Below are 24,466 nucleotides of genomic sequence, written 5' to 3'. Positions count from 1 at the left end.
CGTTATGGTAATCGTTTTCGTTTTCATTGTCTGGAGAGTATCACTTTCGAACGAGGTGGCAGAAGGGGACGGGTGACGCGAACTCCCCACGCCAGTAGCGCAGTTCGGTGCGTCGGTGTGGGTTCGACGCGGCGCCGCGCGCACCGCGCGACGCGGGGGTCTCAGCGCAGCATGGCGGCGAGCCGGTGGACGACCCGCTCGTCGTGCAGGCCGTGGGCGGCCATCCAGTCGTCGTTGAACACGGTGTCCAGGTACTTGTCTCCGCCGTCGCAGACCAGCACCACGATGGTGGTCCGGGGCCCGGCCCCGCGGGCCCGCTCCAACGCCTTGTAGACCACGCCGCCCGCCGAACCGCCTATCAGGATGCCGAAGTTCCGGGCCAGGTAGCGGCAGGTCTCGAAGGCCTCCGCGTCGCCGGCCTTGACCCCCTCGTCGAAGAGTTCGTAGTCGACGACCGCGCCGATCTCGGAGCCCTCGGGCGTGCCGGTGCCGGACTGGTGGTAGGGCGCGCCCGCTCCGCCGAAGACGACGGATCCCACCGGCTCCACGCCGATGATCTTCAGGTCGGGGATGCGCTCGCGCAGGACGCGCCCGGTGCCGCAGAGGGAGCCGCCGGTGCCCACGGCTCCGTACAGGTAGTCGATCTCGTCGCCGAGTTCGTCGTGGAGTTCGCGGGCGAGGGGCCGGTAGCCGTTGGGGTTGCCCTGGTTGCGGTGTTGCGCGGTCCAGTAGGCGCCGTGCTCTGCCGCGAGCCGCTCCGCCACGGTGTCGCGTTCGGCGGTGGCCAGGCCGTCGGCGTCGCCGGCGACATTGAGGATGTCGGCGCCGTAGGCGCGCATGGCGCGGAGCTTGTCCGGGCTGGAGTGGTTGTCCACCACGGCGGTGAACTTGTAGCCGCGTTCGGCCGCTATCAGCGCCAGACCGAGGCCGGTGTTGCCGGAGGTGGACTCGACCAGCCGGCCGCCGGGGGTGAGCAGGCCGGCCGCCTCCGCCTCGTCCACCATGTTCCTGGCCATCCGGATCTTGGCGGTTCCGGTGGGGTTGAACTGCTCCAGCTTCAGCAGGACGGTCGCCGAACCCTCCGCGACCGACAGTTCGAGCAGGGGCGTGCGCCCGATGAGGTCCGACACTTTGCTCGTGATCACTGGTTGCCCTTCGCGCGGATCTCCGTCAGGCACCGCACGAAGACGTCGTTGTCCTCGGGGGTCGACAGGGAGGCTCGGATGTAGGTTTCGTATCCCGGCTCGCGCCACGCCTTGACGATGATCGCGGCGCGGTGCAGGTCCCGGGCGACCCGGTCGGAGGGGAGGCCGGTGTCGATGAACAGGAAGTTGGTCGAGGACGGCACCACCCGCAGCCCCGCGCCGCGCAGCCGCTCGGTGACCCTGGCGATCTCCAGACGGGTGCGGCGTACCGTGTCGGCCAGGTGCGCGTGGTCGCCGAGGGCGGCGAGGGCGGCGTCCTGGGCCGGCCGGTTGACGTTGTACGGGGTACGGACCCGGTCCAGTGCCTGGACGAGGTCGGCGTCGGAGGCGATGCCGTATCCCACGCGGAGTCCGGCCAGACCGTAGGCCTTGGAGAAGGTGCGCAGGACGATCCACGGCCGGTCCAGGCCGCGCAGGGCCTCCAACCCGTCGGGATAGGCGGGGTCGGGGCGGGCGAACTCGCCGTACGCCTCGTCGAGTACCAGCAGGGCCGACTTCGGGACGTCGGCCACCACGGCCGCGAGCTCTTCGCCCGTGAGCACGGCGCCGGTGGGGTTGCAGGGGTTGGCGAGGAAGACGAGCTTGGGCCCGGCGGCCAGCGCGTCACGCCAGGCGGTGACGTCGCATCCGAACCCGGCGGTGACCGGGACCTTCGTGACCCGGGCCCCCATGACCCGCGGGAAGATCTCGTGCAGGCTGAACCCGGGGGCCTGGGTGACGACCAGGTCGCCGGGGCCGAGTACGGCCTGACACAGCAGCTCCAGCAGGTTCTCCGAGCCGTTGCCCAGCACGACGCGCCCGGCGGGAACGTCCAACGACGTGCCGATGGCCTCGGTCAGGCGCTTGCCGGAGGGATCGGGGTAGCGGGCGAAGCCGGCTTCCGCCGCGAGGCGTACGGCTGCGGCGACCGCGGGGGAGACGGCGTACGGGGTCTCGCTGTTGGACAGCTTGATGACGCGACGGGAGCCGCTGAGGGCCGCCACCTCGTCCGTGTCGGCGCCGGGATCGTAGCGCGGCAGGGCCGCCACCTCGGGACGTATCAGGGGCGCCGAGGTCGTCGACGCGAGGACGGGGTTCACGAGGGCTCCGATCTCGGGGAGGGTGCGGTGCGGTGCAGCCGGTCGACGCGGCGCAGGAAGGCGAACAGCAGGAGGGCGGCGGTGGCCGCGAGGCCGACGGTCTGGCCGATCCAGACGCCCTCGACACCCAGGCCGGCGCTCACGCCCAGCAGGTAGCCCGCGGGCAGTCCGATCAGCCAGTACCCGACCAAGGAGATCCGGAAGGGGCCGGCGGTGTCGCCGATGCCCCTCAGGATGCCGTTGCCGATGTTCTGCACGGCGTCGAACACCTGCATGAGGGCGGCGATCAGCAGTCCGGTCACCGTCAGGGCGATGACGTCCGCGTTGCCGACGTGCTCGGCCGCGAGGAACAGGGACACGATCCGGTCCGGGATCACCAGGTAGACGACAGCGACGACCAGCGTCGCGATCACGCCCCAGGCGGTGGCGAGGACGCCCATCTTGCGGGCGGTCGCGTGGTCGGCGCGGCCGTCGGCCTCGCTGATGTGGACGGACGCCGCGTGGGAGAGCCCCGCGGAGATCATGAAGACGATGTAGACGATCTGGTTCAGCACCGTCTGCGCGGCCAGGGCCTGCGCCCCCAGGGAGCCGATGACCAGGGTGAGCACGCTGAAGAACCCCGCCTCGGAGGCGTAGGTTCCCGCGATCGGCAGCCCCAGGCGCCAGACGGACCGGACCGCGTCACCGTTCCAGCGTCGCGTCCGGGGCGAGGTGAGGTACGGGCGCAGCACGTCGTCCCGCAGGATCACCGCGAGGAAGGCGAGGAAGGAGAGGAGGAAGACCGTCACGGTGGCGATGGCGACGCCGACGAACCCGAACGCCGGCAGGCCGAACTCGCCGTGGATCAGGGCGTGGTTCAGCCCGACGGTCAGCGCGACCGACACCAGGGTGATGGCCAGCAGCGGCCCGGGTCGCTTGAGTCCGGTGGTGAAGTGCCGCAGCGTCTGGAACCACAGGCAGGGCAGCATGCCCGGCGCCAGGACCATCAGGAACCGGCCCGCTTCGTCGACCACGGTCGGGTCCTGGCCCAGCAGGACCAGGAGGGGGCCGATCATCAGGAGCGCGGCGCAGAACACCACGCCGCACACGGTGGCCCAGAAGAACCCGGCGAACAGCAGCGCGGCGACGCGCGGGCGATCCTCCCGTACGCGCGCCTCGGCGACCAGGTTGCCGAGGCCGGTGACCAGGCCCGTTCCGGTGGTGCGCAACTGGTTGAACAGGGCGATGGCCAGTCCGGCGGCGGCTATCTCGACCGTGCCGAGCCTGCCCAGCATCAGGATGTCGACGGTGGTCAGGGCGACGTAGGCGAAGTTGGTCAGGATCAGTGGGAGCGCGAGCGAGAGGAGCACCCGCGAGTTCTCGACCCACCATCGGGCGCCGCCGGTGCCCGCGCCGCCGGTGCCCGCCGCGCGGGTCCCCCCGGCGCCGGGCCCCGCGGCGCGGGTCGCTTCGGTCATGTCGCCGCTCACCAGAAGTCGACCTGTTCCCCGCGCCCCGCCGCCCGCGCGAGATCGGCGACGTAGCGGCCCAGCGCGGCGTCGGTGACCGCCATGCCGCTGTTGTAGGCGAAGACGACGTCGTCCCGGTGGCGGCGGGCGGGGGCCCGTCCGAGCAGGATGTCCGGCAGTTGGGCGTCCACCGGAGGGAGGCTGCCGTCCGGGCCGCGGAGGTCGTCGCAGGTGGCGTGCATCTGGGCGGTGTCGGTGGCGATCCGGTAGTCCGCCTGGTGGCATACGTCGGGGTGCACCCCGTACCCGAGGAGGACGGCGACCGAACCGGGCTTCATCCAGGCACGGCGGACCTCCCGCGTGGCGGACAGGCCGGCGGCGCCGATCACGACGTCCGCCTCGCCGGCGGCCTCCCGGAGGTCCTCGACGACCTCCACCTCCCGGCCGTCGACGCTGTCCCGGACGGCGCGCAGGCCGTCGGGGAAGGTCCCGAAGACCCGCAGCCGTTCGAGCTTCGGCAGGGCCGCGAGCAACATCGGCAGCGCCGCCCGGCCCTGGACTCCGGTGCCCACGACCAGGGCGTCGCGGGCGTCGGGGCACGCCGCGCGGGCGAACAGGGCGGTGGTGGCCGAGGACCGCAGGGGGCCGAGCCTCACCACGTCCATCAGGGCGATGGGCGCGCCGGTGGTGTCGTCGACGAGGAAGACGAACGACCGGAAGCGGTAGCTGTCGCGGGTGCGGCGCGGGTCGAACTCGTAGACGGCCTTGAAGCAGACGGTGCCGCTTCCGGCGTCCCTGGCCACCATCGAGTAGCTCAGCGAGCGGTGCTCGGGATCGTCGATGATCGTCTTGACCGGGTTGTCCGAGCCGCCCTCGCGCAACGCGCGGTAGGCCTGCTCGACGACCGCGATCACCTGTCGGTGGTCGAGGTCCAGCCCTTCCTGTTGGGATTGCGGCAACAGCCACAACTTGCCGGGTGGGGCGTAGCTCTGTGACATGCGGGATCTCTCCTCTGTTCTCTGGTGGTTGCGTCGGTGGGGCTGGGCGTCGCGTCAGATGCCGTCGAGGCGCCAGCGCGGTCGGCCCGACGCGTCGTCGAGACGGATCACGGCCTTCAGCGGGAGGGCCGCGTCGTGGAACGGCGACTCGTTGGAGTCCATCTGGTAGCCGGCGGTGTTGAGGTAGGCCAGCTGGTCGCCGCGCCGTACGGGCTGCGGGAAGCCGATCTTCCGCCAGGTCACGAGGTCGCTCTCCAGGCAGGTCGACCCGGCGACGCAGGCCGGGAACGTCTCGCCGGCGCGGGCCTGGGTGTGGGCGTGGGCGTCGGCGTCGGCGGGGAGCAGCAGCGGGTCGGGGAGGTAGTCGCTGTTGAACCACTGTTCGGAGAGGCTGAAGCTGCTGCCGGCGACGGTGACGATCGCGTAGCCGTCGGTGTCCCGGCGGTCGTCGACCTGTTGCACGCGGTACAGGGTGAGGCCGGCCTGGTCCAGCAGGGCCCGGCCGGGCTCGACGACGAAGCGGATGCCGTTGCGCCGTGCTTTCGCCGAGAGGCTCTGTCCGCCGGCCACGGGGTGTTCCATGATCGCGCGTGCCACCTGGGCGGCGGTCGGTCCGCCGTAGGGGTAGAAGTCCTTGAAGTCCTTGGCCGCGTGGTAGTGGGCCGGCCCGTTGTCCCGCAGGAACTCCTCCCAGACCCGCGGGTCGACGTAGCGGACCGGCAACCCGCCGCCGATGTCGACCAGTTCGGCGGCGGGTGAGCCGCGGCGCCTGGCGTCGAGGCAGTGCTCGATCATCTCGTTCGCCGCTGTCGCGCGTTCCGCCGCGGAGTACCCGTTCAGGTGGAAGGAGAACCCGCGGAGGGCGATGTGGGCGGCGAGTTCCGCGCAGAGGCCGACGGCGGCCTCGCGCTCGGCGGCGGACATCCCGAAGCGGCTGCCCGGCTGCCCGGCCGTGCGACATCGCAGCAGGACCGCGGCCTGGCGGCGCGCGAGCCGCGCGGTCGCCGCCAGTCGACGCAGTTCGCTGATCGAGTCGACGGCGACGAGGCAGCCGTGCCGTACGGCCAGAGCGTGGAGGGTGTCGTCCTTCTCGGGCCCGGATACGCCGATCCGGTGTCCGGGCACTCCCCCGGCCAGCGCCTTCACGAGCTCGGGGGTGCTGGCGACGTCGACGCCGATGCCGAGCCCGGCGGCCGAACCGACGTAACAGTCTGCCTTGTTGGCCTTCTTGGCGAACAGGATGTCCACGGGGGCGCCGGCGTCCGAGAACGCCTCGCGAAGTCGGCCGACGTTCTCTTCGAAGATCTCGGGCAGTACCACGTGCAAGGGGGACCCCAGGCCGTCCATGAGGTCGGCCAGCAGGGAGCGGTGATCCGTGAGGAGCGTGGAGACGGTGGGATGTCGGAGCGCGGTGACGGCGAGGGGCCGGACATGGGCCGGCCGTCGCTCGAGCACCTGTCGTGAGGTGAGCACCCCGTACTTCTATCTGATTATGACACTCGTTTTCAATAGGGATCCGGGGCGCGGGTGCCGCGATCCGGAATGCCAAGTGAACTGAAATCATCATGAATCGGTCATGTCGCCAGGCAATCCCGATCGCGCGGCCCACCCGCGCGGCCCGCTCCGCCCCACGTCCCGACCCGCACGCGACCCCCTGCGGCGGGCCTCCCGGGCGACCCCCGTACCCGCCCCGACCTCGCCTTATCGATGGCCCGAGCTATTGCGTACGGTGATCAACTCCGGGATCATTCCCCGCCGTGACCCTCTTCCTCGTCGCCTTGCTCGGCGTGCTCCTCATCACCCTCTACCGCGTCTTCCTCAGCACCGAACGGGCGGACGCCTGGGCCGAGAAGCACTTCGTGGCGACCTCCTACGGTCTTCCGCCCCGTGACGCCCTCGACAACCGGCGCGCCGGTCCGCTCCCGTCGGCACACCGGTCGCAGGAGAGGCAGGCCGTCGCCGACGCCGCGTGGGAGGGGGACTGGAAGGCCGCCCGGCGCTACATCGGGGCGGCGGGCGAGGACTGGGACGAGCGGTGGGCCCGGCTGGAGTTCCTCCAGCACGTGGCCGGGCGCGACGACGCCTGGCTCGACGCCTGGCGTGCCGCCGAACCCGGCGACTGCGACGCGGCGACCCTCCTCGCGAGCCTGATGGTCCACCGCGCCTGGGCGATCCGCGGCAGCGGCTACGCCGACCGGGTCCCGACCTCGGACATGAACCGCTTCCGCGAGATGCTCCCGGCCGCGATCGAGGAGGCCCGGAAGGCCGCACTGCTCGATCCCGCGAACCCGGGCCCCTGGGTCGTCATGATCACGGCGGCGCGCGGCGCGCGGTACTCCCGCTCGCGGTTCAAGCAGCTCTGGGCAGAGCTCACGGCGCGCGCCCCCCACCACTACGAGGGCCACTGGCAGGCCCTCCAGTACTGGTGCGCCAAGTGGCACGGCAGCAACCGGCTGATGATGCGCTTCGCCCGGGAGGCGGTCCACAAGGCGCCGACCGGCAGCCCGCTCGCCGGCATCTACCTGCACGCGCTGGACGAACTCGCCGAACGGTCCGGTTCCCGGTTGCTGCCCGTCACGCCCGTACGCCGGCGTCTGCTGAAGCGGATCGCCGCCTCGTTCGACCACGTGGCGCCCGACGACGAGCACCTGCCGGTCCTGCGCCACCTGCTGGCACACCACTTGGTGGAGTCCATGCTGTACACGGCCGCCCTGGAGCAGTTCCGCCGGATCGGACCGTGGTGCGGCGCCGAGCCCTGGCGCGCGGCGGGGAATCCGGTGATGGCATTCGAGAAGGCCCGCGGCAGAGCCGCGAAGCTGTCCCGGACCCGCCCCACCCCGGCGCGGCAGGTCCACGGGATGGCACGCTGACCGGTCCTCGCGGGTCCTGTCGGAGGGTGTCGCCGGCCGCCCTGGAGCCCCTGAAGTCGGGCGCCGCCGACGAACCCTGCCGCGCGGCGGTGCGCCACATCGCCCGGGTCGGCTCACCGGCCCGCGCCGCGGCACCTCTCCTGGAAGCCGCCCTGTCTTCCGACCGGTGCTTCCCCGCAGACGTCCACCCAGCGGCCCGCGCGGCACTGGCCGCCTTCGAGACGGGTCCGCGCGGCGGACGGCAGACGCCCGGCGAGTGAACAGCCGTGCGGCGCTCTCGGTGGCCGGGTCAGATGGTCACGCCGGACACGCGTACGTGCGCGACGTCCCCGTCCTCGTAGTCGACGCGGACGTTCAGGACGTCACCCTGCCGGTCGCCGTTCCCGTCCGTGTGCGGCACCGGGCGCGGCTGCGGGTGCGCACAGGCGTCGGAACCGTTCCGGCAGTCGCCCCGGCGGACCGGCGCGTCGGGATACGAGGCCCGCAGCCAGGCCTCGGTCGCCTCCCGGGGGGCACGGAAGTCCAGTTCGTAGGAGATGCTCATCCACTGCCCCGTGGTGCAGCGCCGGTCGTACGTCCCGGCGGGCAGTTCGGCGGCCCGGACGAACCGGGCGGCCCTGTCGCAGGGCGCCCCCAGGGTGCCGTCGAGGGCCGACGCGAACAGGTACGCCTGCCGGCCGCCGAACGCCACGGCCGCCACGACGGCTGTGGTCGCGATCCATCGGGCGGCGCGGCGGGATGGTGCGGTCATGGGTGGAAACCTCCTGATGGAGCTCGACTTGAACGCGTTCAATGATCCTGAACATGTTCAAAGACGGGGCTCGATGATCTTCGGTTCCCTCGGGGACGAATCGATCGGGGACAAATCGATCGAGGCCCGGGCGATCGTGTGACAGGCCCGCCCGCTGCGGCCCCGGCCACGCCCGTCCGGGCGGCCACCACGATTCATGGAGGACCGATGACATCGATCAAGAGGAGCGCCTCACCGCGCCGGAGGCCGAGTGCGCGCGACTGCTGGCGCTCGGCGCGGTGCGCGTGCGGCTCCCGCGCGCAGACGGGTTCGACGAGTCCCGCATCGCGATGCAGGACGTCGAGGGCAACGAGTTCTGCCTCGACGGAGACGCGTACGGGTCGTCGGCGCGACGTCGGCCGGTCGGCCGGCTATACCCTGCGACCCAGGAAATTGAGCAACCTGGTCTGGGCGTCCGCGTCGGAGGCCGAAGGGACCTTGGCGCCGAACGCCCTCGGCATCCGGATGTCCCCGTCTTCCGGCAGCAGGATCTCGGTCGCCACGGCCACGGCTTCGCGATCCAGTGCCTCGTCCTGACCGGTCGCCCGCGCCAGGTCCCATCCGTGGATCAGGGTGTCGGCACAGGCCATCCGCCTCACGAACTCCTCGAACGGGATGGATCCGAACTCCTCCCCCAGAAGGGCGCGCGCCTTCACCGGGTCACGCAGGGCGTTCTCGATCTCCCCGGATACCGCCTCCCACGCCCGGATCAGGTCCTCGTCCCGGCCCGGCTCCGCATAGGCCGATCCGTCCAGCCCGGCGACGGCCCGTCTGTGATTCGAGACCACGTGGGCCGCGACGTCCCGGGCCGTCCAGCCGGGACACGGGGACGGATCGTCCCATCTTCCCGGCGGGCAGTGGAGGATCAACTCTCCGAAGCGCTCAGCGATCCGCCCGTAGAGCTCCGGCACTGTAGACGCCACTTCGTCCCTCTTCCACTGATCGGACCGGCGAACGCGACCATCCACCCTGGCACGAAACTCCCGGATGCGTGAGACGAGGAGGAGACCTGTTTCGTTCAGGGGCGGGTCGGCCGTGACCAGGGGAAGGCCCGCGACGGGCTCGGCGTGACGGACGGGATCCCGCCCCGATGGCGCGGTGAGGGAAGGGCTCCCAGAAGCTCCCACAGGGGGCGCGATCCGCCCGCCCATTCGGCGAGGAGGTGGCGGTCGACCAGGTGCAGTCGTTGGGAGTGCGCGAATGCGACGGCGTTCGCGGTGATCCGGCCGTTGGTGAGCATGACCAGGATGTCGCCGTCGTGGATCTGCCTGCCGGTGCCGTTGAGTACGTGGAGATCCGGGGTGCCGACGGGTTTTCCGGACCATCCGTCCCTCTTGTGTTTGCATTGGATGACCCAGCTGCGTCCATAGGGGTCCGTGGCTTTGACGTCGGCGCCGTTGTCGCCACGGCCGCCGACCTGTCGCGCGTCCGCACATCCGTCGCGGTACATCAGATCCCGGACCGCGTACTCGAAGGCGCGGTGTTGGAGGCCGTCGAGCTGCTGGAGCGCGTAGCGCCGACCGGCGGCCCGGACCCGATCTCTCCGCGCGGCTTCCCTCCGTCGCCACCCCCATGCGCAGGCTCCCGCGGCCACGGCCGACAACAGGAGGACGACCGCCCACGGGTGGGCTGCCAGCCACCGCAGCGCCGCGGTCACCAGGGCCACCGCGGCGACCACCGCGAAGCCGGCGAGGAGAACCCGGTCCTGGCGCCGGGCACGCCTCCCCCGGGGGCGCCGGCGGGAGCGCGGGGTGGGACGACGGCGGCCGCTCATCGGGCTCCGCCCGACCACGTGGCCGGTACGGGCCGGGAGGCGGCCGTACCCGGTCGGGCCTTTCGCGTACGGGCAGCGGTCACGCTCACTGGGCGGCCTGTGAGACGCCCCTGACGATCCGGCCCAGGATGTCGGTGATGCCCCGGCCCACTTCGGTAGGCGCCAGGATGACGCCCAGCGCCAGAACGATGACCACGGTCATCTTCTCGTCGAACCTGCTGCGGGCCTCGGTGCGCCGACGCAGGCGCAGTACGACGATGACCACCAGTAGCACTGCCACGTTGATCGAAAGCACCGCTCAGCCCCCCGTCCGAACCCCTGCGGGGCAGCCCGTGTCGCCCCCACCCCCTTGTGTAGCCGGGGGTTCGCGGCGGTGCGGCCGGATTGCCGGAGATTGGCCGCAATACACCGCTACGGCCGGATTGGGTGGCACGCCGGTTCGAGGAGCGCGGCAGACCGTACGAGCGGCTCGCCGACCGGCGGCCGACCCCTCCTGACGTCCACCGCCGCCGCGACGAGCGCACGTTCCCGCCCAACCGGGACCGGTAGGCGTCTTTGCCGGGGCAGCCGACGTACGGGCTTCAGGAACCCGGTTCGATCAGGCTGCCGGTCCGGGCGTCCACGAACGCGTCCGGTACCCGCGACCCGTCCGGCATGCCCATCATCCAGACCGGGCGCCAGACTCCCGCGATCTTCTGAGCGAGGAGCACGGCGCCCGTGGGGCGTTGGCCCGTGCTGTGCCGGACCCGTTCCTCGGCTTGGCCGCGGGTGAGGACCGGAGCGTCGAAGGAGGGGTCCGGCTCCGGAGCGCACACCGCGCTGAGGATCCGTCCGCCCGATGTGACCGCGATGTCCAGTCGCATCGGCATCATGACGTCGTTGACGTACCTGCGATAGGTCAATTCGTAGACGCTGCGGTCGTCCGAAGCTCCGGCCGGCGCGGATGTCTTCAGAGTGCTGCCACGCACCTCGTCGGGAAACCACTTGCCGGCGAACTCCTGTCCGACCGCGGACGCCTCGGCAGCGCTCAGACCTCCGGACTCGGCCCTGTTGTCGGTGGCGATCACCCGCGTGATCTTTCGCTCCGGCCACGTGCCCTCGATCGTTCCCTTCTCGTTCTCGGCCGACACGATCCAGTGCCCCTCACGCTTGACCGTCCGGACACCCCGCGTCGCGGCATCCGGGCCGAAGGCATCCCTCGCGGCTTGCCCGAGCCACTCGGCCGCGCCGTCCGTCTCCGCCACCCTCTCGGCCGCCTCCCGGTCCGAACCGACCGCGTCGTGAACAGCCGGAGGCCATACGACGAGGAGCGCCGAGGCCACCGCCCCGCCGATGGCCCCCACCAGGAGCGCCACGCGCGCGTCACGACCCCATCGGAACCCGGGCTCTCTCGCCGAAACCGAAATCCAGAGGACACCTGCCGCGGTCCCCACCACGGCGCCGGTCGAGTTCATGAGGAAGTCGGTGAGGCTGCACGACCTCCCGGTCACCCGGATCTGGGCGATCTCGATCAACGCGCTGCCCAGGCTCGCGCACATGGCGGTCAGGACCGGCGCGCGGAAGTGGAGTACGGCGAGCAGCGAGGGCGGGACGAACAGCGCCAGGTTCAGCCAGGCCGACTGGTTGAGACCCGCCAGGCCGAACCCCGTGTCGCACGCGTTCTTCCCCGCGTAGCCCGTGAGGGCGGGGACGAGCGTGACGCAGAGGACCCCTGCCACCGATGCCGCGAGCAGTACCGGCAGAGCCACCGGCCCGCCCCTGCGCCGGGCGACGACACCGACCGGGACGCACACCAGCAGGGCCAGTACGGAGAAGGCGAGCAGGAGGCCGGGAACCGCGCCCATCGATGCCTCGATCAAGGTGGTTCTCCTCAAGGACATGCGTGGCCACACGATCAGCAGAAGTGGACCGTCGGCGTGTAGTGGACGGCGCCGTTCGCGGCCATCGCAACGGTCGCCCTCGTCACGACCCATCACAGGAGAAGAACGCTAAACGGACAGAACCTATTGAGATAGACAGATATCAGCCTTTCGTTGCCCAGTACGCATTTCGAATGAATTCACCCATCTCGAACATTCGCGTCCAGACAGCCCCGCCCCGATGCCTGTCAACCCCGACGATCGTCGGGGTGGCGGGGTGCCGTTCGGCCGGGGTGCGCCGTCCGCCGGGTTCCTACGGTCGGGGCATGGATGCGAGCAAGCGGTACGGATGGGGTCGACGGTCGGCGATGGCGGCCGCGGCGGCGGGTGTGGGCGCGGCGGTCGTGGTCCGGTCGGCGCCCGACGGAGCGCTGGGGACGAACGAACCGGTGCGCGTCACCGCAGGGCTGTCGGTGCGGGTGCACCGGGCGTTGACCGGGAGCGTGGCGGACGGGCCGTCGTGGGCGGGGACCGTTCTGGAGGCGGCGAGCGAGGGCACGCTGCTGTTCCTGGGCCTGCTGTTGGCCTGGGTCGGCGTGCGCGCCCTGCGCCGCGGGGACGCGCGGGGCCTGGCCGGGGTGGTCGCGGTCGGCGCGGGGACCGTCGTCGCCTACGGGCTCAGTGAGGCGGTCAAGCTCCTCGTCGACGAGGAACGGCCCTGCCGGGCGCTGTCGGGGGTCGCGGCCCTCGCGCCGTGTCCCGAGCCGGGCGACTGGTCGTTCCCCAGCAACCACGCCACCCTGGCCGTCGCGTCGGCCGTCGGCGTGGTCCTGATACGGCCCCGGCTCGCGGCCGTGGCCCTGCCGGTGGCCGCGTCGGCCGCGCTGTTGCGGGTGCTGGTCGGGGTGCACTATCCGCACGACGTCCTGGCGGGTGCGGCGCTCGGGGCCACGGCCGTGGTGACCGTGTGGCTCCTCCTGGGGCCGCTCGCCCTGCGGGTGGTGTCAGCCGTCGGCGTACGGCAGCCGGTCGGACGGCACCGGGACCGTGCCGGCCTCGTGCGCGACCACGGCCGCCGCGGCCCGGTTGTCGACGCCCAGGCGCGCGAGGATCGAGCTGACGTGGGCCTTCACCGTCCCTTCCGCCAGGCGCAGGCGGCGCGCGATCTGCCCGTTGGAGAACCCGCTGCCGAGGAAGCCCAGTACGTCCCGCTCCCGCGCGGTGAGGGCCTCGACGCGGGCGCGGGCCGCGGAGCGGCGCTGGGCCTGGGCTCCCGTCCCGCCGGCGGCGAGGTGAGCGACGACCCGGGCCGCGACCTTCGGTGACAGGTAGGCGGCGCCGTCACCGACCGCCCGGACACCGGCGATCAGTTCCTCCGGCTCGCCGGATTTGATCAGGAATCCGGTGGCACCCTCGCTCAGGGCGCGCAGGATGTACTCGTCCTCGCCGAAGGTCGTCAGCATCACGACCCCCGTTTCGGGGACGGTCCTCCTTATCTCGGCGGCGGCTTCCAGACCGCCGGTCCCCGGCATCCGGATGTCGAGGACGGCCACCTGCGGGCGGTGGAGCCGGGCGAGTTCCACCGCCTGCCGGCCGTCGGCCGCCTCGGCGACGACGGTGATGCCGGGGTCGGTGGCCAGGACCGCGCGGACGCCCGCGCGGATCATGGGTTCGTCGTCGGCGATCAGGATCCGGATCATCGGACGTCCTTCCCGGTGTAGGTATCGGTGGAGACCAGAAGCCCGTCCCGGAAGCAGAGCCGGTAGAGGTCCCCCGAACGGTCGTCGAAGGGGTCGGCGGTCTGTACGTAGAACGCGCAGGCCGCGCCCCGCGGCTCCGGCGTGGGCGCGGCCGGGCGGCGCGTGGTCTGGCGCTCGGGCAGGTGGCGCGCCACGTCGGCGCGGGCCTGGCCGACGTACAGCAGGGCGAAGTCCCGCGGGGCGAGGACCGACTGCCGTGCCGTCACCGTGTCCCACACCCGCACCCCGCCGATGAGCAGGGCGCAGGTACACAGGGGGACCAGGACGGCCGCGGCGGCGGTACGGCCCAGCCGGCGGCGGGCGCTGCGGTGTTCCGGCGGCAGTGGGTCGCCCGGCCGGCCGGGCCCGGTGCCGCGGCGCGGCGGGGGCACGGCCCCGGGGCGGTGCGGGAGGGTGGCCCGGACGGCGAACCCGCCGCCCTCGGGGCCGGAGGTGAAGGTGCCACCGGCCAGGCGGACGCGTTCGTCCAGGCCGATGAGCCCGAAGCGGTGGCCCTCGCCGACGGTCGGGATGCCGGGCTCCTGGGCGGCGCGGGCGGCGCGGTCGTGGTGAGGCGTGGACGCGAGGGCGGGCGGCGGCGCGTTCGTCACGCTGACGTCGGTCCGTCCCTCCGCGTGCCGGACGACGACGTCGGCCCGGTGCCCGGGCGCGTGTTTGGCGACGTTCGTCAGCGCCTCCTGGACGACGCGCCGTGCGGCCCGCCCGACGGCCGGCGGCGCGTCGACGGCCGCCGCTTCGCCCTCCACCCGCAGCCGGACGTCGAGCCCCGCCGCGACCGCCCGGTCCACCAGGCCGTCCAGACCCTCCAGGCCCTCCGGTTCGGTGGGCCCGGCGCCGGGTCCGGAGCCCGGAACCGGGTCCGACGGCTCGCGCAGGACGCCGATCACCTCGCCGAGCCGGTCGACGGCCTCGGCCGCCCTGGCGCGGATGTCCCGCGCGGTGGCCCTGTGCTCCTCGGACAGGCCGGGGGCCAGCTTCAGCGCCCCCGCGGACAGGGCGATGAGGCTGAGGTCGTGACCGAGGAGGTCGTGCATGTCCTGCGCGATCCGGGTCCGCTCGCGCAACCGGGCCTGTTCGGCGACCAGATGCCGCTCCCGCTCCAGCCGCGCGGCCCGCTCCCATCCGGCCCGGACCAGTTCGCGGGACTGGCGCAGGAACCGGCCCGCGAACCACGGCAGCATCGCCGCCACCAGCAGCAACCCCACGAACCGGCTCGCCCAGCCCAGCCACGCCGGCACCAGGAGCACGGCCACCACGGCCGCCGCGAGCACTCCGACGAAGGCCACCCCCGTGCTCCGGTTCCGCCCCGGCTGCCACCCCGCGAGGAAGGCGCAGACCGCCGCGGGTACACCCCACCACAACGTGGCGGCGCCCGTGCCGACGGCCGCCATCGCCCCGACGAAGAGGCCTGCGGACAGTACGGGTGCCGGCGCCCGGGTGATGATCGTTTCTCTCACGGACGCGACCCTACGGAACCCGGCCGACGCGCGGCACTGCCGAAAGTCCACTACCGCGGGCCGGGATCCCCGGTTCCGAGCCGGCGGACCCCGGCGGTGGTCACGTGAGGAAGTCTCTCCTGCGGGGCAGGGATCAGGCGGTGGGACCAGTCGGTGGCGGCGCCCGTTCGTCCAGGAACCCGAAGGAGTCTGTCGTGAAGTACACGGTCTCGATCGAGGTCGCCCTGCCGAGGGAGAGAGTGGTCCGCTTGCTCGCCGACCCGGCGCACCTGCCGATGTGGCTGAGGGGCCTGGTGCTGCACGAGCCGCTCAGTGGGGTGCACGGGGAGGTCGGGACCACGTCGCGGGTGGTGATGCGGACGGGGAAGCGGACCTTCGAGGCCACCGAGACGATCACGCGCCGCGAACCGGCGGACCCTCACGGGATCCCGGCGGGCAGCGTCGTCCACTTCGACCGCGAGATCGTCGCCGAGGGCATGTGGAGCGCCACGCGCGACCGGCTGACCGAGGCCGGCGCGCACACGACGCTCTGGGTGAGCGAGAACGAGTACCGCTTCAGCAGCCTGCCGATGCGGCTGGTGGGACTTCTGATGCCCGGAGCCTTCCGCAGGCAGTCGCTGCAACACATGCGGGACTTCAAGGCGTTCGCCGAGGAGGGCAGGGACGTCCGCGAAGCGAGGGACTGAGCCGTTCGCGACGACCGGCGGAGCCGAGGCGCCACCGCGTCCGGTCACCACGTCCCCGCCACCGCGTCCGGTCACCACGTCCCCGTCACCACGTTCGGTCACCGGTGAAGGTGGACTCGGCGATCCGGGCGAGGCCGTGGTCGAGGCGGCGGAAGTACGTGGCCCGGCTCAGGTGCAGGCGGTGTGCGACGCCCACGTGGTCGGCCCGGCGGCGCACGTAGTAGGAGTCCAGGATCCGGCCGGCCTGGGCGGTGCGCGGATCGTCGGAGGCGCTCAGGGCCGCGATGGCGTCGAGCAGCGCGCGGCGCAGCGCCGCGGCGGTCGGGGTGGTCGTCGAGGCCAACAGGGGGCTCCGGGAGAGGCGTACCGGGTCGTCGAGGTGTTCCAGGGCCTTGCGGACCTCGGCCACGTACCAGCGCAGGGTCGGCGAGGGCTGCGTGGTCAGGCCGGTGGCCGCGATCCGGCCGAGCCACGCGGTCAGGCCGTCGGGGGTGGGGAACGCCAGTTCGTGGATCTCCGCGGCGCCTCCCCCGTCGCAGGTGTCCCCGCGCGGGGTGCCGACGAAATCGAAGCCGAGTCGGCGTACCAGTCGTTGGTAGTCGGGCGAAGGCGTGGCCACGACCATACGCCGTCGGGCGATGCCGTCCGCGAGGATGCGGCGCAGCAGCGCCGCGTGCGCTTGGGGGTGTCCGTCCGCGCATGCCGCCATGCCGATGAAGGAGCCGCCGTCGCCGCGGGCCAGCCGGTCGGTGTGCTGTCGGGTCACCGGTTCGATGACGGCCATCGAAGCGTCGTCGAGCAGGGGGGTGTAGGTCATGCCCACGACTTCGTCGGCCTGGTCGCACACCACGTGGAAGCCGTCGGGGGTGTGCCGGAGCCAGGCGTCGAGCAGCCGTTCGGTACGGGCGGTGCTGTGGCCGAGACCTCGGGCCCACCGGTCCGCCAGGGCGAGGATGTGGTCGTGATCGCCCGGCCGGGCCGGTCGTACGGTGGGCAGGCGGGGAGCGGGCGGGAACAGCGCCTGACGGATGACGGGGTCGTCCGTCAGGTGGAGCGCGTGCTCCGCCAGTGCCTGCCGGCGGGATCCGTCGGTGGTCGCGCCCAGCAGGAGCAGGTTGCGCGAGGCGGCCCGGGTGAGCGCGGCGCGGTGCGCGACCGGGCGACGCCAGCGGTAGCGGAGGTCGAGGAGGGAACGGTACGGCTCGACCACGGCCGGCCCGCATTCGGTGACCGTGATCAGGGCGAGGTCGGTGAGCGCGGCGAACCAGTCCGCGGCCGCGGCCGGCTCCACCAGCTCGGAGAGCAGTTCCTCGTCCCCGCGCCCGATGGCGGCCAGCACTTCCACCACCCCCGACAGGTGGCGGTCCAGGGGGACTTCGGCCAGGAGCTCGCGCAGCGCGCGGTCGGCGACGGCGCCCGGGACCTCGGGCGGTGTCGGCGCGAGCAGCGCTCGGCTCAGGGCGGCCGCGACGCGGGGCAGCCCGCCGGCCAGCGTCACCACGAGGTCGAGGCCGGCCGTCACGCCGAGGGAGGTCGCCAGCTCGCGGACCTGCGGGCCCGTCCAGGGTGGGACCCGTACGGTGGTCGCGCCGGGGAGGGGGTGCCTGCTCGTCAGGACGACGCTGACGTCGTGCCCGTCGGGGCGGTGGAGTCGCTCGCGCGGCATCCCGGCGAGGCCGAGGCCGGGCCCGTCGGCGTCGTCGACGTAGACGACCGGGTGCGCGCTGTCGGAGGCCTCGCGCAGGGTGGCGTTCGGATCGTCCTGAGGGGCACCGAGGACCGGTCGGCCGGCGGCGAGTCCGTTCAGGATGGTGCTCTTGCCCGATCCGAGGGGGCCGACGATGGCGATGACGGCAGGGGGATCCGATGTCGCGAGGAGGGTCGTCACCCGTTCCCGGACCTCGTCCTGCCCGGGGTTCGGCAACGCGGGGGGCGATGTGTGGGGTGACGCAGGGGGTAACGCGGGCTCGGATGTTCCTCGTTCCATGGCGGACCTCCCGGCCGTCGGACGCCGTAGCGGGCGGACCACGGAGCGTGAGGTCCACTTCCGGTGATGCTACGGGTCGGGCAGGGCCGAAGAGGGCATTCCGCCGGCTCCGGGAGGCCTGGGGCCTCCCGGAGCCGGTCGTCAACGGAGCCTGTCAATCGCAGATGTAGACGTGCACCACCCGGCCGTTCGAGTAGATGATGTAGCCCCCGTAGCGGCAGCCCTCGGCCGCGGCCGACGCCTGAGCGGTGGCTCCGTCGGCCACGAGGTGGACCTTCCCCGTCGAGTCGGCCGGGCCGGCCGAGACGGGCGCCGCCGAAGCCGGAACGGCCGCGAGCAGCATCGCGCCCAGGCCGAGCGCTCCCCCGAGCAGGCCGATCCGCATCCGTCGCATCATGATTCCCCTCACTATCCTTGACACCCCGATGGGGTGCGCCTCTGCCCCCTGACGTCAGAGGCGGACACCAACGACGTTACGGGCGGCGACACCCGCCGGAGTCTCACGAGGGTCTCAACTCCTTTGGCCGGCGGGCCTCGTGCCGGGCCGGGGTGTGCGGGGCGGGGTACGGGGTGGGTGGTCGCCGGGTGGGCGGTCACCGGGTGGGCGGCGCGGTGTGTCGGGCGCCCGACGTCATGAGGGTGCCGTGGGGTCGGAGGGCTCCGGCCGGGTCGGTGGGGTGGTCCCGCAGGGTGGCGTCCAGGAAGGCGAGGGTGGCCGCGGCGACGACCCGGGGGCTTTCGGTGCGGCCCAGGGTGCCGACGATCGAGGGGACGGGCGGCAGGTAGAGGGGGCCGTCCGTGAAGGTGAGGTGCCCGGCGCCGGGGATGGTGAGCCGGTGGCTCGTGGCGGTGTTGTGCGCGAGGGCCTCGGTGAGCCGGGGCAGGTAGCGCGGGTCGGTGTCGGCGTTGATCTCCTGGGTGAGCGCGAGCGCCGGCTGTCGGAGGGCGGGCTCGGTGGGGCCGTGGGGGTAGCCGTCGAGGTCGATGACGGCGGCGAAGCGGGGGTCCTGCCGGGCCGCCTGGAGGGCGGCGGCTCCGCCCAGCGAGTGGCCGGTCACCGCGGCGCGGCCGGTGTCCAGGCGTCCGGTCAGCGGGTCGGCGTCCTCCCCGCGGTCCAGGCGCTCCAGTCGGGTGAGGACGAAGCCGAGGTCGGCGGCCCGTACGGAGGCCCAGCCGGCGGCGAGTTCCGCGTCGCGGTCGCGGTCCCCGGAGGAGGCGGTGGTGGCGCGGATCGTGCGGCCGTCGGTGAGGAGGACGGCGGTGGAGTCGTACGGGTGGTCGAGGGCGGCGACCACGTAGCCGTGGCCCGCGAGTTCCTCCGCCCAGGCGGTGTTCTGGGTCCGCACCCCGCCCGACCCCGGGGAGAACAGGACGACCGGGAACCGCCGCGCGCCGCCGGCCGGCGGGGCGTCGACGACCGCGTGGCCGCGGGCCCTCGCAAGGCCGTCGAGCAGGAATCCGGGCAGGCCGACCCCGCCGGCGAGGGCCTCGGAGACGGTCCGCGCCTCGTCCCGCGTGCGTCCGAGGTACCGGGCCCGGGGGACGTCCGCGGGGCTCTGTCGCGCCGGGTACCAGAGTTGGACCACGACGGTGCGCCGGTCGTCCGGGTCGGCGGTGAACCCCTCGGGGCGCAGCGGGTCGGTCCACTGCACCACTCGGGTGCCGACCGCGAAGTCGCCCGTCGGTTCGGGGAAGACGGGTACGGGGAAGGCCCAGGCGGCGACCGGGCCGGTGGCGATCAGGCCGGCGCAGGCCAGGGAGGCCGGGAGGGCGACCCACCGGCGGGTCCGGCGCGCCGGTCGGCCGGTACGGCGCCGGCCGGTACGGCGCCGCCCGCGCCGCAGCAGGGGCGGGAGGGCGTACGCGGCGGCGGCGAGGGCGGCACCGGCCAGGACCGGCAGCATCTGCCAGCGGATCCCCGCGACACCGAGCACGACCGCCGACGGCACGAGGAGCGCCCCGGCCGCGAAGGTGCCGGGCCGGCGGGCGGCCGGGGGGAGGCGGGGCGCCACGAGCAGCGTGACGGCGCCCAGCAGGAGGAGGAGTTCGGGGAGGGACAGGTGGAGCCCCGGGATGGTTTCGGTCACCCGGCCATGCTGGGCGCCGGGCCCGCGCCGCCACATCGGCCCCGGGTCGTCGCCGATCTCGGCCGGGGTGGCAACGGGCCGCCCCGGACCGGCGGTCGGACTGCGACCGTGGGGGGTACGCGGGGTCCTCCTGTGGTCGTACCCCGGCGCGGTGCGATGCGACGCCGGGCTCATGTGCGGCGGGGACGGGCCGCCTACGCTGCGGCTGTACGCGGTGGCGGCCCCGGCCGGGCCGGCACGACGACCGATCGGCAAAGGGGTGTGACGGTGCGCCACCGGGACCGGATACCGCCCCTGGTGTGGGACGCGGCGCTGCCGGCGCTGCTCCTGCTCCACGTCGTGGGCACGTACCCGGCCCGGGAGCTGCCGGTGGCGGCGGCGCTCACCGTCGCCCTGGCGCTGCCGTTGGTGTGGCGGCGCCGGGCCCCGCTCGCGGTGTTCGCCGCCGTGGTGGCCGCGGCCTGCGTCCAGTGGCTCGCGGACGTCCCCCTGGCCGCGGACGTCGCCCTGCTGGTGGCCCTGTACACGGCGGCCGCGCACACGGGCCGGCGCGGCGCGCTGCTCGCCGCGGCCGTCGTGGAGGCCGGGGCCGTGGCGGCCTGCCTGCGCTGGGCTCGGGACGGCGCGTTCGCGGCCCCGTTCGTCGCGCTCTCCGCGATGGTGGTCGCGGCCACCGTCCTCGGGGTGAACGTGCGGACCGGCCGGGCCCATCTCGTCGCCGTGCGGGAGCGGGCCGAGCGCCTCGCGCTGTACCAGGAGCAGCGGGAGGCGCTCGCGGTCGCCGAGGAGCGGGCGCGGATCACCCGCGAGGTGCACGACATCGTCACCCACAACCTGTCCGTCATGGTCGCGCTCACCGACGCCGCCCTCTGCGCGCAGCACGGGGCCCCGGAGCGGGCCACCGCCGCGATGGCGCAGGTCTGCGAGACGGGACGGCAGGCCCTCACCGACATGCGGCGTTCGTTGGGGGTGCTGCGGGCCGACGAGCCGGACGCCGAGCGCCATCCGCCTCCGGGCATCGGCCAGTTGGGGGCGCTGGCCGACCAGATGGCCGCCGCCGGGCTGCCGACCGGCCTGGAGGTCCGCGGCGGCCACGCCCACGTGCCGGCCACCGCGCAACTCACCGTCTACCGCCTGGTGCAGGAAGCCTTGACGAACGCCCTCAAGCACACCCCCGCGGGCACCCGCGCGGCGGTCCTGGTCGCGTGTTCGGCCGGGAGCGTCGGCGTGGAGGTCGTCGACAGCGGCCCCCGGCCGGCGCTGCCCGCCGTCGAGCCGTCCGGGCACGGCATCCCCGGCATGCGCGAGCGCGCGGCGGCGTACGGGGGGACGCTGGCGGCCGGTCCGCTTCCGGGGGGCGGCTGGGGTGTGCGGACCCGGCTCCTGCTCGACGACGACGGGACGGGGGTCGCCGTATGACGATCCGTGTCCTGATCGCCGACGACGAGGCGCTGTTGCGGATGGCCTTCGCGACGGTCCTTCGGGCCCAGAGCGACATGACGCCGGTCGGCGAGGCCGCGGACGGCGCCGAGGCCGTCCGTCTCTGCCGGGAGCTGCGGCCCGACGTGGTGCTGATGGACGTGCGGATGCCCGGCACGGACGGGATCGAGGCGACCCGTCGGATCGTCGAGGCCGCCCCGGGGAGCCGGGTGCTGATCCTGACCACCTTCGACCTGGACGCGTACGCCTTCGACGCGCTCGCCGCCGGGGCCTCGGGCTTCCTGCTGAAGAACGCCCGGCCCGAGGAGCTGCTCGGCGCGGTCCGCGAGGTCGCGGCGGGCGGCGCGGCGCTCTCCCCGCGGATCACCCGGCGCCTGCTGGAGGACTTCCGTACGCGGCCGGCCGAGCGGGGCGCCGTCCGCGACGAGCGGGTGGACCGGCTGAGCGGCCGGGAACGCGAGGTGCTCGTCGCGGTCGGTCGGGGCCTGTCCAACGCGGAGGTCGCGGCCGCCCTGTGTCTCGCGGAGGCGACGGTGAAGTCCCATCTGGGGCGGATCCTGCCCAAGTTGGGACTGCGCGACCGGATCCAGGCCGTGGTCTTCGCCCACGAGAACCGTCTGGTGCCCCCGGCCTGACGCCGGGCGCCCGACGCCGGGCACCTCCGGGTGCGCCGGGTGGGTGGTCCCCCGCGGCGCGGGGCGGGCCGCTCAGGCCGTGTACTGGCGGCACGCGCCGGTGAAGACGAGGGCGAGCTCGGCTTCGAGCACGGGTGCCACGAACCCGGCGACGGCCTCCGCCTCGGGCTCGCGGTAGACCTGGAGCGCGAGCCCCTCCATCACGGCGGCGAGGCGTACGGCGGCGGACCGCGGGTCGAGCGCCTCCTCGACCTCCCCGCACTCCTTGCCGTTGTGGACGGCGCGGGCGATGTCCTCGCGCATCCGCCGGGCGCTCTCGGTGTCGACGTCGGCCAGCGCGGGCGCGTCGAGGGCACGGCCGGCGAAGGCGCGGGCCACGCGGTATTCGGCGCGGCGGGCCTCGTCCAGGGGGATGTACTCGGTCATCACGTCGGCCATGACCCCCGCGAGGGAGCGCCTGTGCGCGACCCCGTCCCGGATGCGCTCCTCGACGCGGGCGCGGATGCGGGCCGAGACCTCGCGGAAGGTGTGGAGCAGCATCTCGTCCTTGGTGCGGAAGTAGTGCTGCACCAGGCCGACGGACATGCCCGCGGCGGCGGCCGTGCGCGCGACGGTGACGGCGTCGAGCCCCTGCTCGGAGATCAACCGGCTGACGGCGTCGGCGATCTGACGGCGGCGTTGTTCGTGGTCGGCGGTTCGCGGCACTTGATAACCGTACCAGCGTACGGCTATAACCGTATCGACATACGGTTATCCGTCACGCCCCCGGAAGCGCGAGGCCCACCGATGCCCCACACCCTTGGCCACACCCTTGGCCATGCCCTTTGCCGCACCCTTTGCCGCACCGGTCGACACTCCCTGCGACGCGCCGCCGCGGCGGTGGCCGCCCTCCTGCTCGCCCTGCTCGCCCCGCTCCCCTTAGGCGGGGCGTCCGCGGCGGCGGCGACGCACCCGCCCTCCCCGGCGGACCGCTTCGCGGCGATGGACTCCTACGTGCGCGAGCGCATGCGGGCCACCGGCACGCCCGGCCTCGCTTACGCCGTGGTCGGCCCCGACGGTCCGATCCACGCCCGGTCCCACGGCACGGACGGGTACGGCCGGCCGGTCACGGCCGCGACCCCCTTCCTGTGGGGCTCGGTCGCCAAGCCGATCGCCGCGAGCGCCGTGATGACGCTCGTGCAGGACGGCCGGCTCCGACTCGACGACCGGGTCGTCGACCACCTGCCGGCCTTCCGCTTCGGCGGCCGCGACCACGCCGGCCGGGTCACGGTCCGCCACCTGCTCCAACAGACCGCGGGCATACCGGAGTCGGCCACCTTCGCGGTCACGGACTGCGTCGACGCCGACTGCCCGGACGCTCTCGGCCGGATCGCCGCGCTGGACGACGTACGCCCCCTGGGCCCGCCCGGCACCGCGTACGCCTACACCAGCGCCAACTACCTCGTCCTGGCCGCGCTGGTCGAAGCCCTCACCGGCCGGCCCTTCGCCGACCACCTCCGGGACGGCGTCCTGCGCCCGGCCGGCATGGACGGGGCGATCGTCGACCGGTCCTCCGCCCGGAAGCGGAACCTCCCGCCGGGGCATCAACTCCTGTGGGGCGTACCGTCCGCGATCGTCGACGGCGTGGACGACGACGGCGCCGCCTACGGCTACACCGGCGGCGACCTGGACGACCTCGCCGCCTTCGCCGCCCTCCAACTGCGCTCCGGGAAGACCACCGACGGCGGCGCGGTCCTGTCCGCCGAGTCCGTCCGCCTCATGCGGCGCTCCGGCCGGCTCGACCCCTCCGGAGCCGGGGCAGACACCGGCACCGGGGCCGAGACCGGATACGGACTCGGCTGGCGCGTCGGCGGCCTCGACGCCCCGCTCGACACCGCCGTCTGGCACACGGGCGCCACCCCCGGCTACTCCGCGATGATCTTCCTCCTGCCGGAACGGGGCCTCGCCCTCGTCCTCCAGCAGAACCTGCACGGCCTCCTGCACGACGGCGCCGTCATGGACGTCGGGTTCGGCGCGGCCCGCGTCCTCGCCGGCGGAACGGCCGGCGAACCCCCCTCCGCCGCCGGCTACCACGCGACCGTCTGGGGCCTCACCGCCGTGGCCCTCGTCCTCCTCGCCGAAGCCCTGCACGCGCTGCGCCTGCTGCGCCGGGGCGGCTCGCGGCGCGTCGCCCCCGCCGTCCTGTGGTCCCTCGCGGGCGCCGCTCCCCCGGCCGTCCTGGTGGCCGCCCTCGCCTTCGTCGGCCCCGGGGCGCTGTGGACCTGGACGCCGGACGCGTACACGGCCCTCTGCGCGGCGACCGCCGCCGGGACCGCCGTCATCGCCCTGCGGCTCGGGGGCGTACGCGCCGCACGCCGCCGGCCGGAACAGTCTTGAACGCCACGCGGCCGG

23 protein-coding genes and 2 pseudogenes are annotated in these 24,466 nt (G+C 73.6%); 9 read left to right on the top strand and 16 right to left on the bottom strand.

Translation table 11 applies throughout. The features are described from left to right. Positions 1-161 precede the first annotated feature (161 nt). From ACZ6ZI_RS20345 to ACZ6ZI_RS20325, 5 genes are read right to left on the bottom strand one after another with little or no spacing between them, the layout of a single operon-like run. Positions 162-1,145, bottom strand: coding sequence for a PLP-dependent cysteine synthase family protein (locus ACZ6ZI_RS20345; protein ID WP_469522658.1), 984 nt, complete (start codon positions 1,143-1,145; stop codon positions 162-164). After that, positions 1,142-2,284, bottom strand: a complete 1,143-nt coding sequence (hisC, locus tag ACZ6ZI_RS20340; RefSeq protein ID WP_469522656.1) for a histidinol-phosphate transaminase — start codon at positions 2,282-2,284, stop codon at positions 1,142-1,144. The genes ACZ6ZI_RS20345 and hisC overlap by 4 nt, the downstream gene beginning before the upstream one ends. Beyond that, the gene (locus ACZ6ZI_RS20335) at positions 2,281-3,741 is read right to left on the bottom strand and encodes an MATE family efflux transporter (RefSeq protein ID WP_469522653.1); all 1,461 of its coding nucleotides are present in this window, start codon (positions 3,739-3,741) and stop codon (positions 2,281-2,283) included. Before ACZ6ZI_RS20335 ends, hisC begins: the two co-directional genes overlap by 4 nt. Positions 3,742-3,749: 8 nt before the next feature. Beyond that, entirely contained in the window at positions 3,750-4,730 is a 981-nt protein-coding gene (locus ACZ6ZI_RS20330; RefSeq protein WP_469522650.1) for an ornithine cyclodeaminase, read from the bottom strand. A gap of 54 nt (positions 4,731-4,784) precedes the next feature. Continuing rightward, positions 4,785-6,203, bottom strand: a complete 1,419-nt coding sequence (locus ACZ6ZI_RS20325) for an alanine racemase (protein ID WP_469522648.1) — start codon at positions 6,201-6,203, stop codon at positions 4,785-4,787. Positions 6,204-6,487: 284 nt separating this feature from the next. On the opposite strand from ACZ6ZI_RS20325, the gene ACZ6ZI_RS20320 reads away from it, so the two are divergent. After that, positions 6,488-7,600, top strand: a complete 1,113-nt coding sequence (locus ACZ6ZI_RS20320; protein WP_469522646.1) for a hypothetical protein — start codon at positions 6,488-6,490, stop codon at positions 7,598-7,600. A 26-nt stretch (positions 7,601-7,626) separates the two neighbouring features. Then, positions 7,627-7,860, top strand: a complete 234-nt coding sequence (locus tag ACZ6ZI_RS20315) for a hypothetical protein (protein WP_469522643.1) — start codon at positions 7,627-7,629, stop codon at positions 7,858-7,860. A gap of 29 nt (positions 7,861-7,889) precedes the next feature. On the opposite strand, the gene ACZ6ZI_RS20310 is transcribed toward ACZ6ZI_RS20315, so the two are convergent. Then, complete coding sequence (locus ACZ6ZI_RS20310) at positions 7,890-8,351, bottom strand: hypothetical protein (RefSeq protein WP_469522640.1); 462 nt, start codon at positions 8,349-8,351, stop codon at positions 7,890-7,892. Here ACZ6ZI_RS20310 and ACZ6ZI_RS20305 point away from each other — a divergent pair. Together ACZ6ZI_RS20305 and ACZ6ZI_RS20300 are read left to right on the top strand one after the other, a co-directional pair. Then, positions 8,350-8,493 (top strand): hypothetical protein, encoded by a 144-nt coding sequence (locus tag ACZ6ZI_RS20305; protein WP_469522638.1) that lies wholly within the window; start codon positions 8,350-8,352, stop codon positions 8,491-8,493. The two genes, ACZ6ZI_RS20310 and ACZ6ZI_RS20305, sit on opposite strands and share 2 nt — an antisense overlap. A gap of 79 nt (positions 8,494-8,572) precedes the next feature. Further along, positions 8,573-8,716 (top strand): annotated as a pseudogene (locus ACZ6ZI_RS20300) (VOC family protein); the annotation flags it as partial. Positions 8,717-8,761: 45 nt separating this feature from the next. Here the strand turns inward: ACZ6ZI_RS20300 and ACZ6ZI_RS20295 are convergent. The 4 genes from ACZ6ZI_RS20295 to ACZ6ZI_RS20280 form a co-directional block, all read right to left on the bottom strand. Beyond that, positions 8,762-9,301, bottom strand: a complete 540-nt coding sequence (locus ACZ6ZI_RS20295; protein ID WP_469522635.1) for a TIGR03086 family metal-binding protein — start codon at positions 9,299-9,301, stop codon at positions 8,762-8,764. A 107-nt stretch (positions 9,302-9,408) separates the two neighbouring features. Continuing rightward, a complete protein-coding gene (locus tag ACZ6ZI_RS20290) occupies positions 9,409-10,164 on the bottom strand; it encodes a restriction endonuclease (protein WP_469522632.1) in 756 nt (251 codons plus the stop codon). Positions 10,165-10,249: 85 nt separating this feature from the next. Continuing rightward, positions 10,250-10,459, bottom strand: coding sequence for a hypothetical protein (locus ACZ6ZI_RS20285; protein WP_469522630.1), 210 nt, complete (start codon positions 10,457-10,459; stop codon positions 10,250-10,252). Positions 10,460-10,745: 286 nt separating this feature from the next. Continuing rightward, positions 10,746-12,137 carry a VanZ family protein gene (locus ACZ6ZI_RS20280; RefSeq protein WP_469522627.1) on the bottom strand — a complete coding sequence of 464 codons (1,392 nt, stop codon included), beginning with the start codon at positions 12,135-12,137 and terminating at the stop codon, positions 10,746-10,748. A gap of 80 nt (positions 12,138-12,217) precedes the next feature. Between ACZ6ZI_RS20280 and ACZ6ZI_RS20275 the strand changes: the two are divergent. Then, a pseudogene (locus ACZ6ZI_RS20275) lies at positions 12,218-12,940 on the top strand (phosphatase PAP2 family protein); the annotation flags it as partial. Positions 12,941-13,027: 87 nt separating this feature from the next. Here the strand turns inward: ACZ6ZI_RS20275 and ACZ6ZI_RS20270 are convergent. Then, positions 13,028-13,723, bottom strand: coding sequence for a response regulator (locus ACZ6ZI_RS20270; protein WP_469522625.1), 696 nt, complete (start codon positions 13,721-13,723; stop codon positions 13,028-13,030). Next, on the bottom strand, positions 13,720-15,240 hold the full coding sequence (locus ACZ6ZI_RS20265) for a sensor histidine kinase (RefSeq protein WP_469522623.1): 1,521 nt from the start codon (positions 15,238-15,240) through the stop codon (positions 13,720-13,722). Before ACZ6ZI_RS20265 ends, ACZ6ZI_RS20270 begins: the two co-directional genes overlap by 4 nt. A 194-nt stretch (positions 15,241-15,434) precedes the next feature. On the opposite strand from ACZ6ZI_RS20265, the gene ACZ6ZI_RS20260 reads away from it, so the two are divergent. Then, positions 15,435-15,926, top strand: coding sequence for an SRPBCC family protein (locus tag ACZ6ZI_RS20260; RefSeq protein WP_469522621.1), 492 nt, complete (start codon positions 15,435-15,437; stop codon positions 15,924-15,926). Positions 15,927-16,011: 85 nt separating this feature from the next. Here the strand turns inward: ACZ6ZI_RS20260 and ACZ6ZI_RS20255 are convergent, their stop codons facing one another. From ACZ6ZI_RS20255 to ACZ6ZI_RS20245, 3 genes are all read right to left on the bottom strand, one after another. Further along, positions 16,012-17,814 carry a hypothetical protein gene (locus ACZ6ZI_RS20255; RefSeq protein ID WP_469522617.1) on the bottom strand — a complete coding sequence of 601 codons (1,803 nt, stop codon included), beginning with the start codon at positions 17,812-17,814 and terminating at the stop codon, positions 16,012-16,014. A 253-nt stretch (positions 17,815-18,067) separates the two neighbouring features. Beyond that, on the bottom strand, positions 18,068-18,310 hold the full coding sequence (locus tag ACZ6ZI_RS20250) for a hypothetical protein (RefSeq protein WP_469522616.1): 243 nt from the start codon (positions 18,308-18,310) through the stop codon (positions 18,068-18,070). Between the two features lie 196 nt (positions 18,311-18,506). After that, positions 18,507-20,036: an alpha/beta hydrolase family protein gene (locus ACZ6ZI_RS20245; protein WP_469522615.1), complete on the bottom strand. Its 1,530-nt coding sequence runs from the start codon at positions 20,034-20,036 to the stop codon at positions 18,507-18,509. A 231-nt stretch (positions 20,037-20,267) separates the two neighbouring features. Between ACZ6ZI_RS20245 and ACZ6ZI_RS20240 the strand changes: the two genes are divergently transcribed. Next, positions 20,268-21,419, top strand: a complete 1,152-nt coding sequence (locus tag ACZ6ZI_RS20240) for a sensor histidine kinase (protein ID WP_469522612.1) — start codon at positions 20,268-20,270, stop codon at positions 21,417-21,419. Continuing rightward, on the top strand, positions 21,416-22,075 hold the full coding sequence (locus ACZ6ZI_RS20235; RefSeq protein WP_469522610.1) for a response regulator: 660 nt from the start codon (positions 21,416-21,418) through the stop codon (positions 22,073-22,075). The genes ACZ6ZI_RS20240 and ACZ6ZI_RS20235 overlap by 4 nt, the downstream gene beginning before the upstream one ends. 72 nt (positions 22,076-22,147) lie before the next feature. Here the strand turns inward: ACZ6ZI_RS20235 and ACZ6ZI_RS20230 are convergent, their stop codons facing one another. Beyond that, the gene (locus ACZ6ZI_RS20230; RefSeq protein ID WP_469522607.1) at positions 22,148-22,780 is read right to left on the bottom strand and encodes a TetR/AcrR family transcriptional regulator; all 633 of its coding nucleotides are present in this window, start codon (positions 22,778-22,780) and stop codon (positions 22,148-22,150) included. Between the two features lie 81 nt (positions 22,781-22,861). On the opposite strand from ACZ6ZI_RS20230, the gene ACZ6ZI_RS20225 reads away from it, so the two are divergent. Beyond that, positions 22,862-24,451, top strand: a complete 1,590-nt coding sequence (locus tag ACZ6ZI_RS20225; protein WP_469522604.1) for a serine hydrolase domain-containing protein — start codon at positions 22,862-22,864, stop codon at positions 24,449-24,451. The last annotated feature ends 15 nt before the right edge of the window (positions 24,452-24,466 follow it).

It is taken from the genome of Streptomyces sp. NPDC103540, assembly GCF_055584445.1.
The sequence above is the reverse complement of the archived record's forward strand: the minus strand, read 5'-3'. Positions and strand labels throughout refer to the sequence as shown.

What these genes read in the sequence shown, in the direction of transcription:
- ACZ6ZI_RS20335 (WP_469522653.1), bottom strand. Translation starts at nt 3,741, where the DNA reads ATGACCGAAGCGACCCGCGCCGCGGGGCCCGGCGCCGGGGGGACCCGC.
- ACZ6ZI_RS20330 (WP_469522650.1), bottom strand. Translation starts at nt 4,730, where the DNA reads ATGTCACAGAGCTACGCCCCACCCGGCAAGTTGTGGCTGTTGCCGCAA.
- ACZ6ZI_RS20305 (WP_469522638.1), top strand. Translation starts at nt 8,350, where the DNA reads ATGGGTGGAAACCTCCTGATGGAGCTCGACTTGAACGCGTTCAATGAT.
- ACZ6ZI_RS20310 (WP_469522640.1), bottom strand. Translation starts at nt 8,351, where the DNA reads ATGACCGCACCATCCCGCCGCGCCGCCCGATGGATCGCGACCACAGCC.
- ACZ6ZI_RS20290 (WP_469522632.1), bottom strand. Translation starts at nt 10,164, where the DNA reads ATGAGCGGCCGCCGTCGTCCCACCCCGCGCTCCCGCCGGCGCCCCCGG.
- ACZ6ZI_RS20280 (WP_469522627.1), bottom strand. Translation starts at nt 12,137, where the DNA reads ATGGGTCGTGACGAGGGCGACCGTTGCGATGGCCGCGAACGGCGCCGT.
- ACZ6ZI_RS20270 (WP_469522625.1), bottom strand. Translation starts at nt 13,723, where the DNA reads ATGATCCGGATCCTGATCGCCGACGACGAACCCATGATCCGCGCGGGC.
- ACZ6ZI_RS20250 (WP_469522616.1), bottom strand. Translation starts at nt 18,310, where the DNA reads ATGATGCGACGGATGCGGATCGGCCTGCTCGGGGGAGCGCTCGGCCTG.
- ACZ6ZI_RS20245 (WP_469522615.1), bottom strand. Translation starts at nt 20,036, where the DNA reads ATGTGGCGGCGCGGGCCCGGCGCCCAGCATGGCCGGGTGACCGAAACC.
- ACZ6ZI_RS20235 (WP_469522610.1), top strand. Translation starts at nt 21,416, where the DNA reads ATGACGATCCGTGTCCTGATCGCCGACGACGAGGCGCTGTTGCGGATG.
- ACZ6ZI_RS20225 (WP_469522604.1), top strand. Translation starts at nt 22,862, where the DNA reads ATGCCCCACACCCTTGGCCACACCCTTGGCCATGCCCTTTGCCGCACC.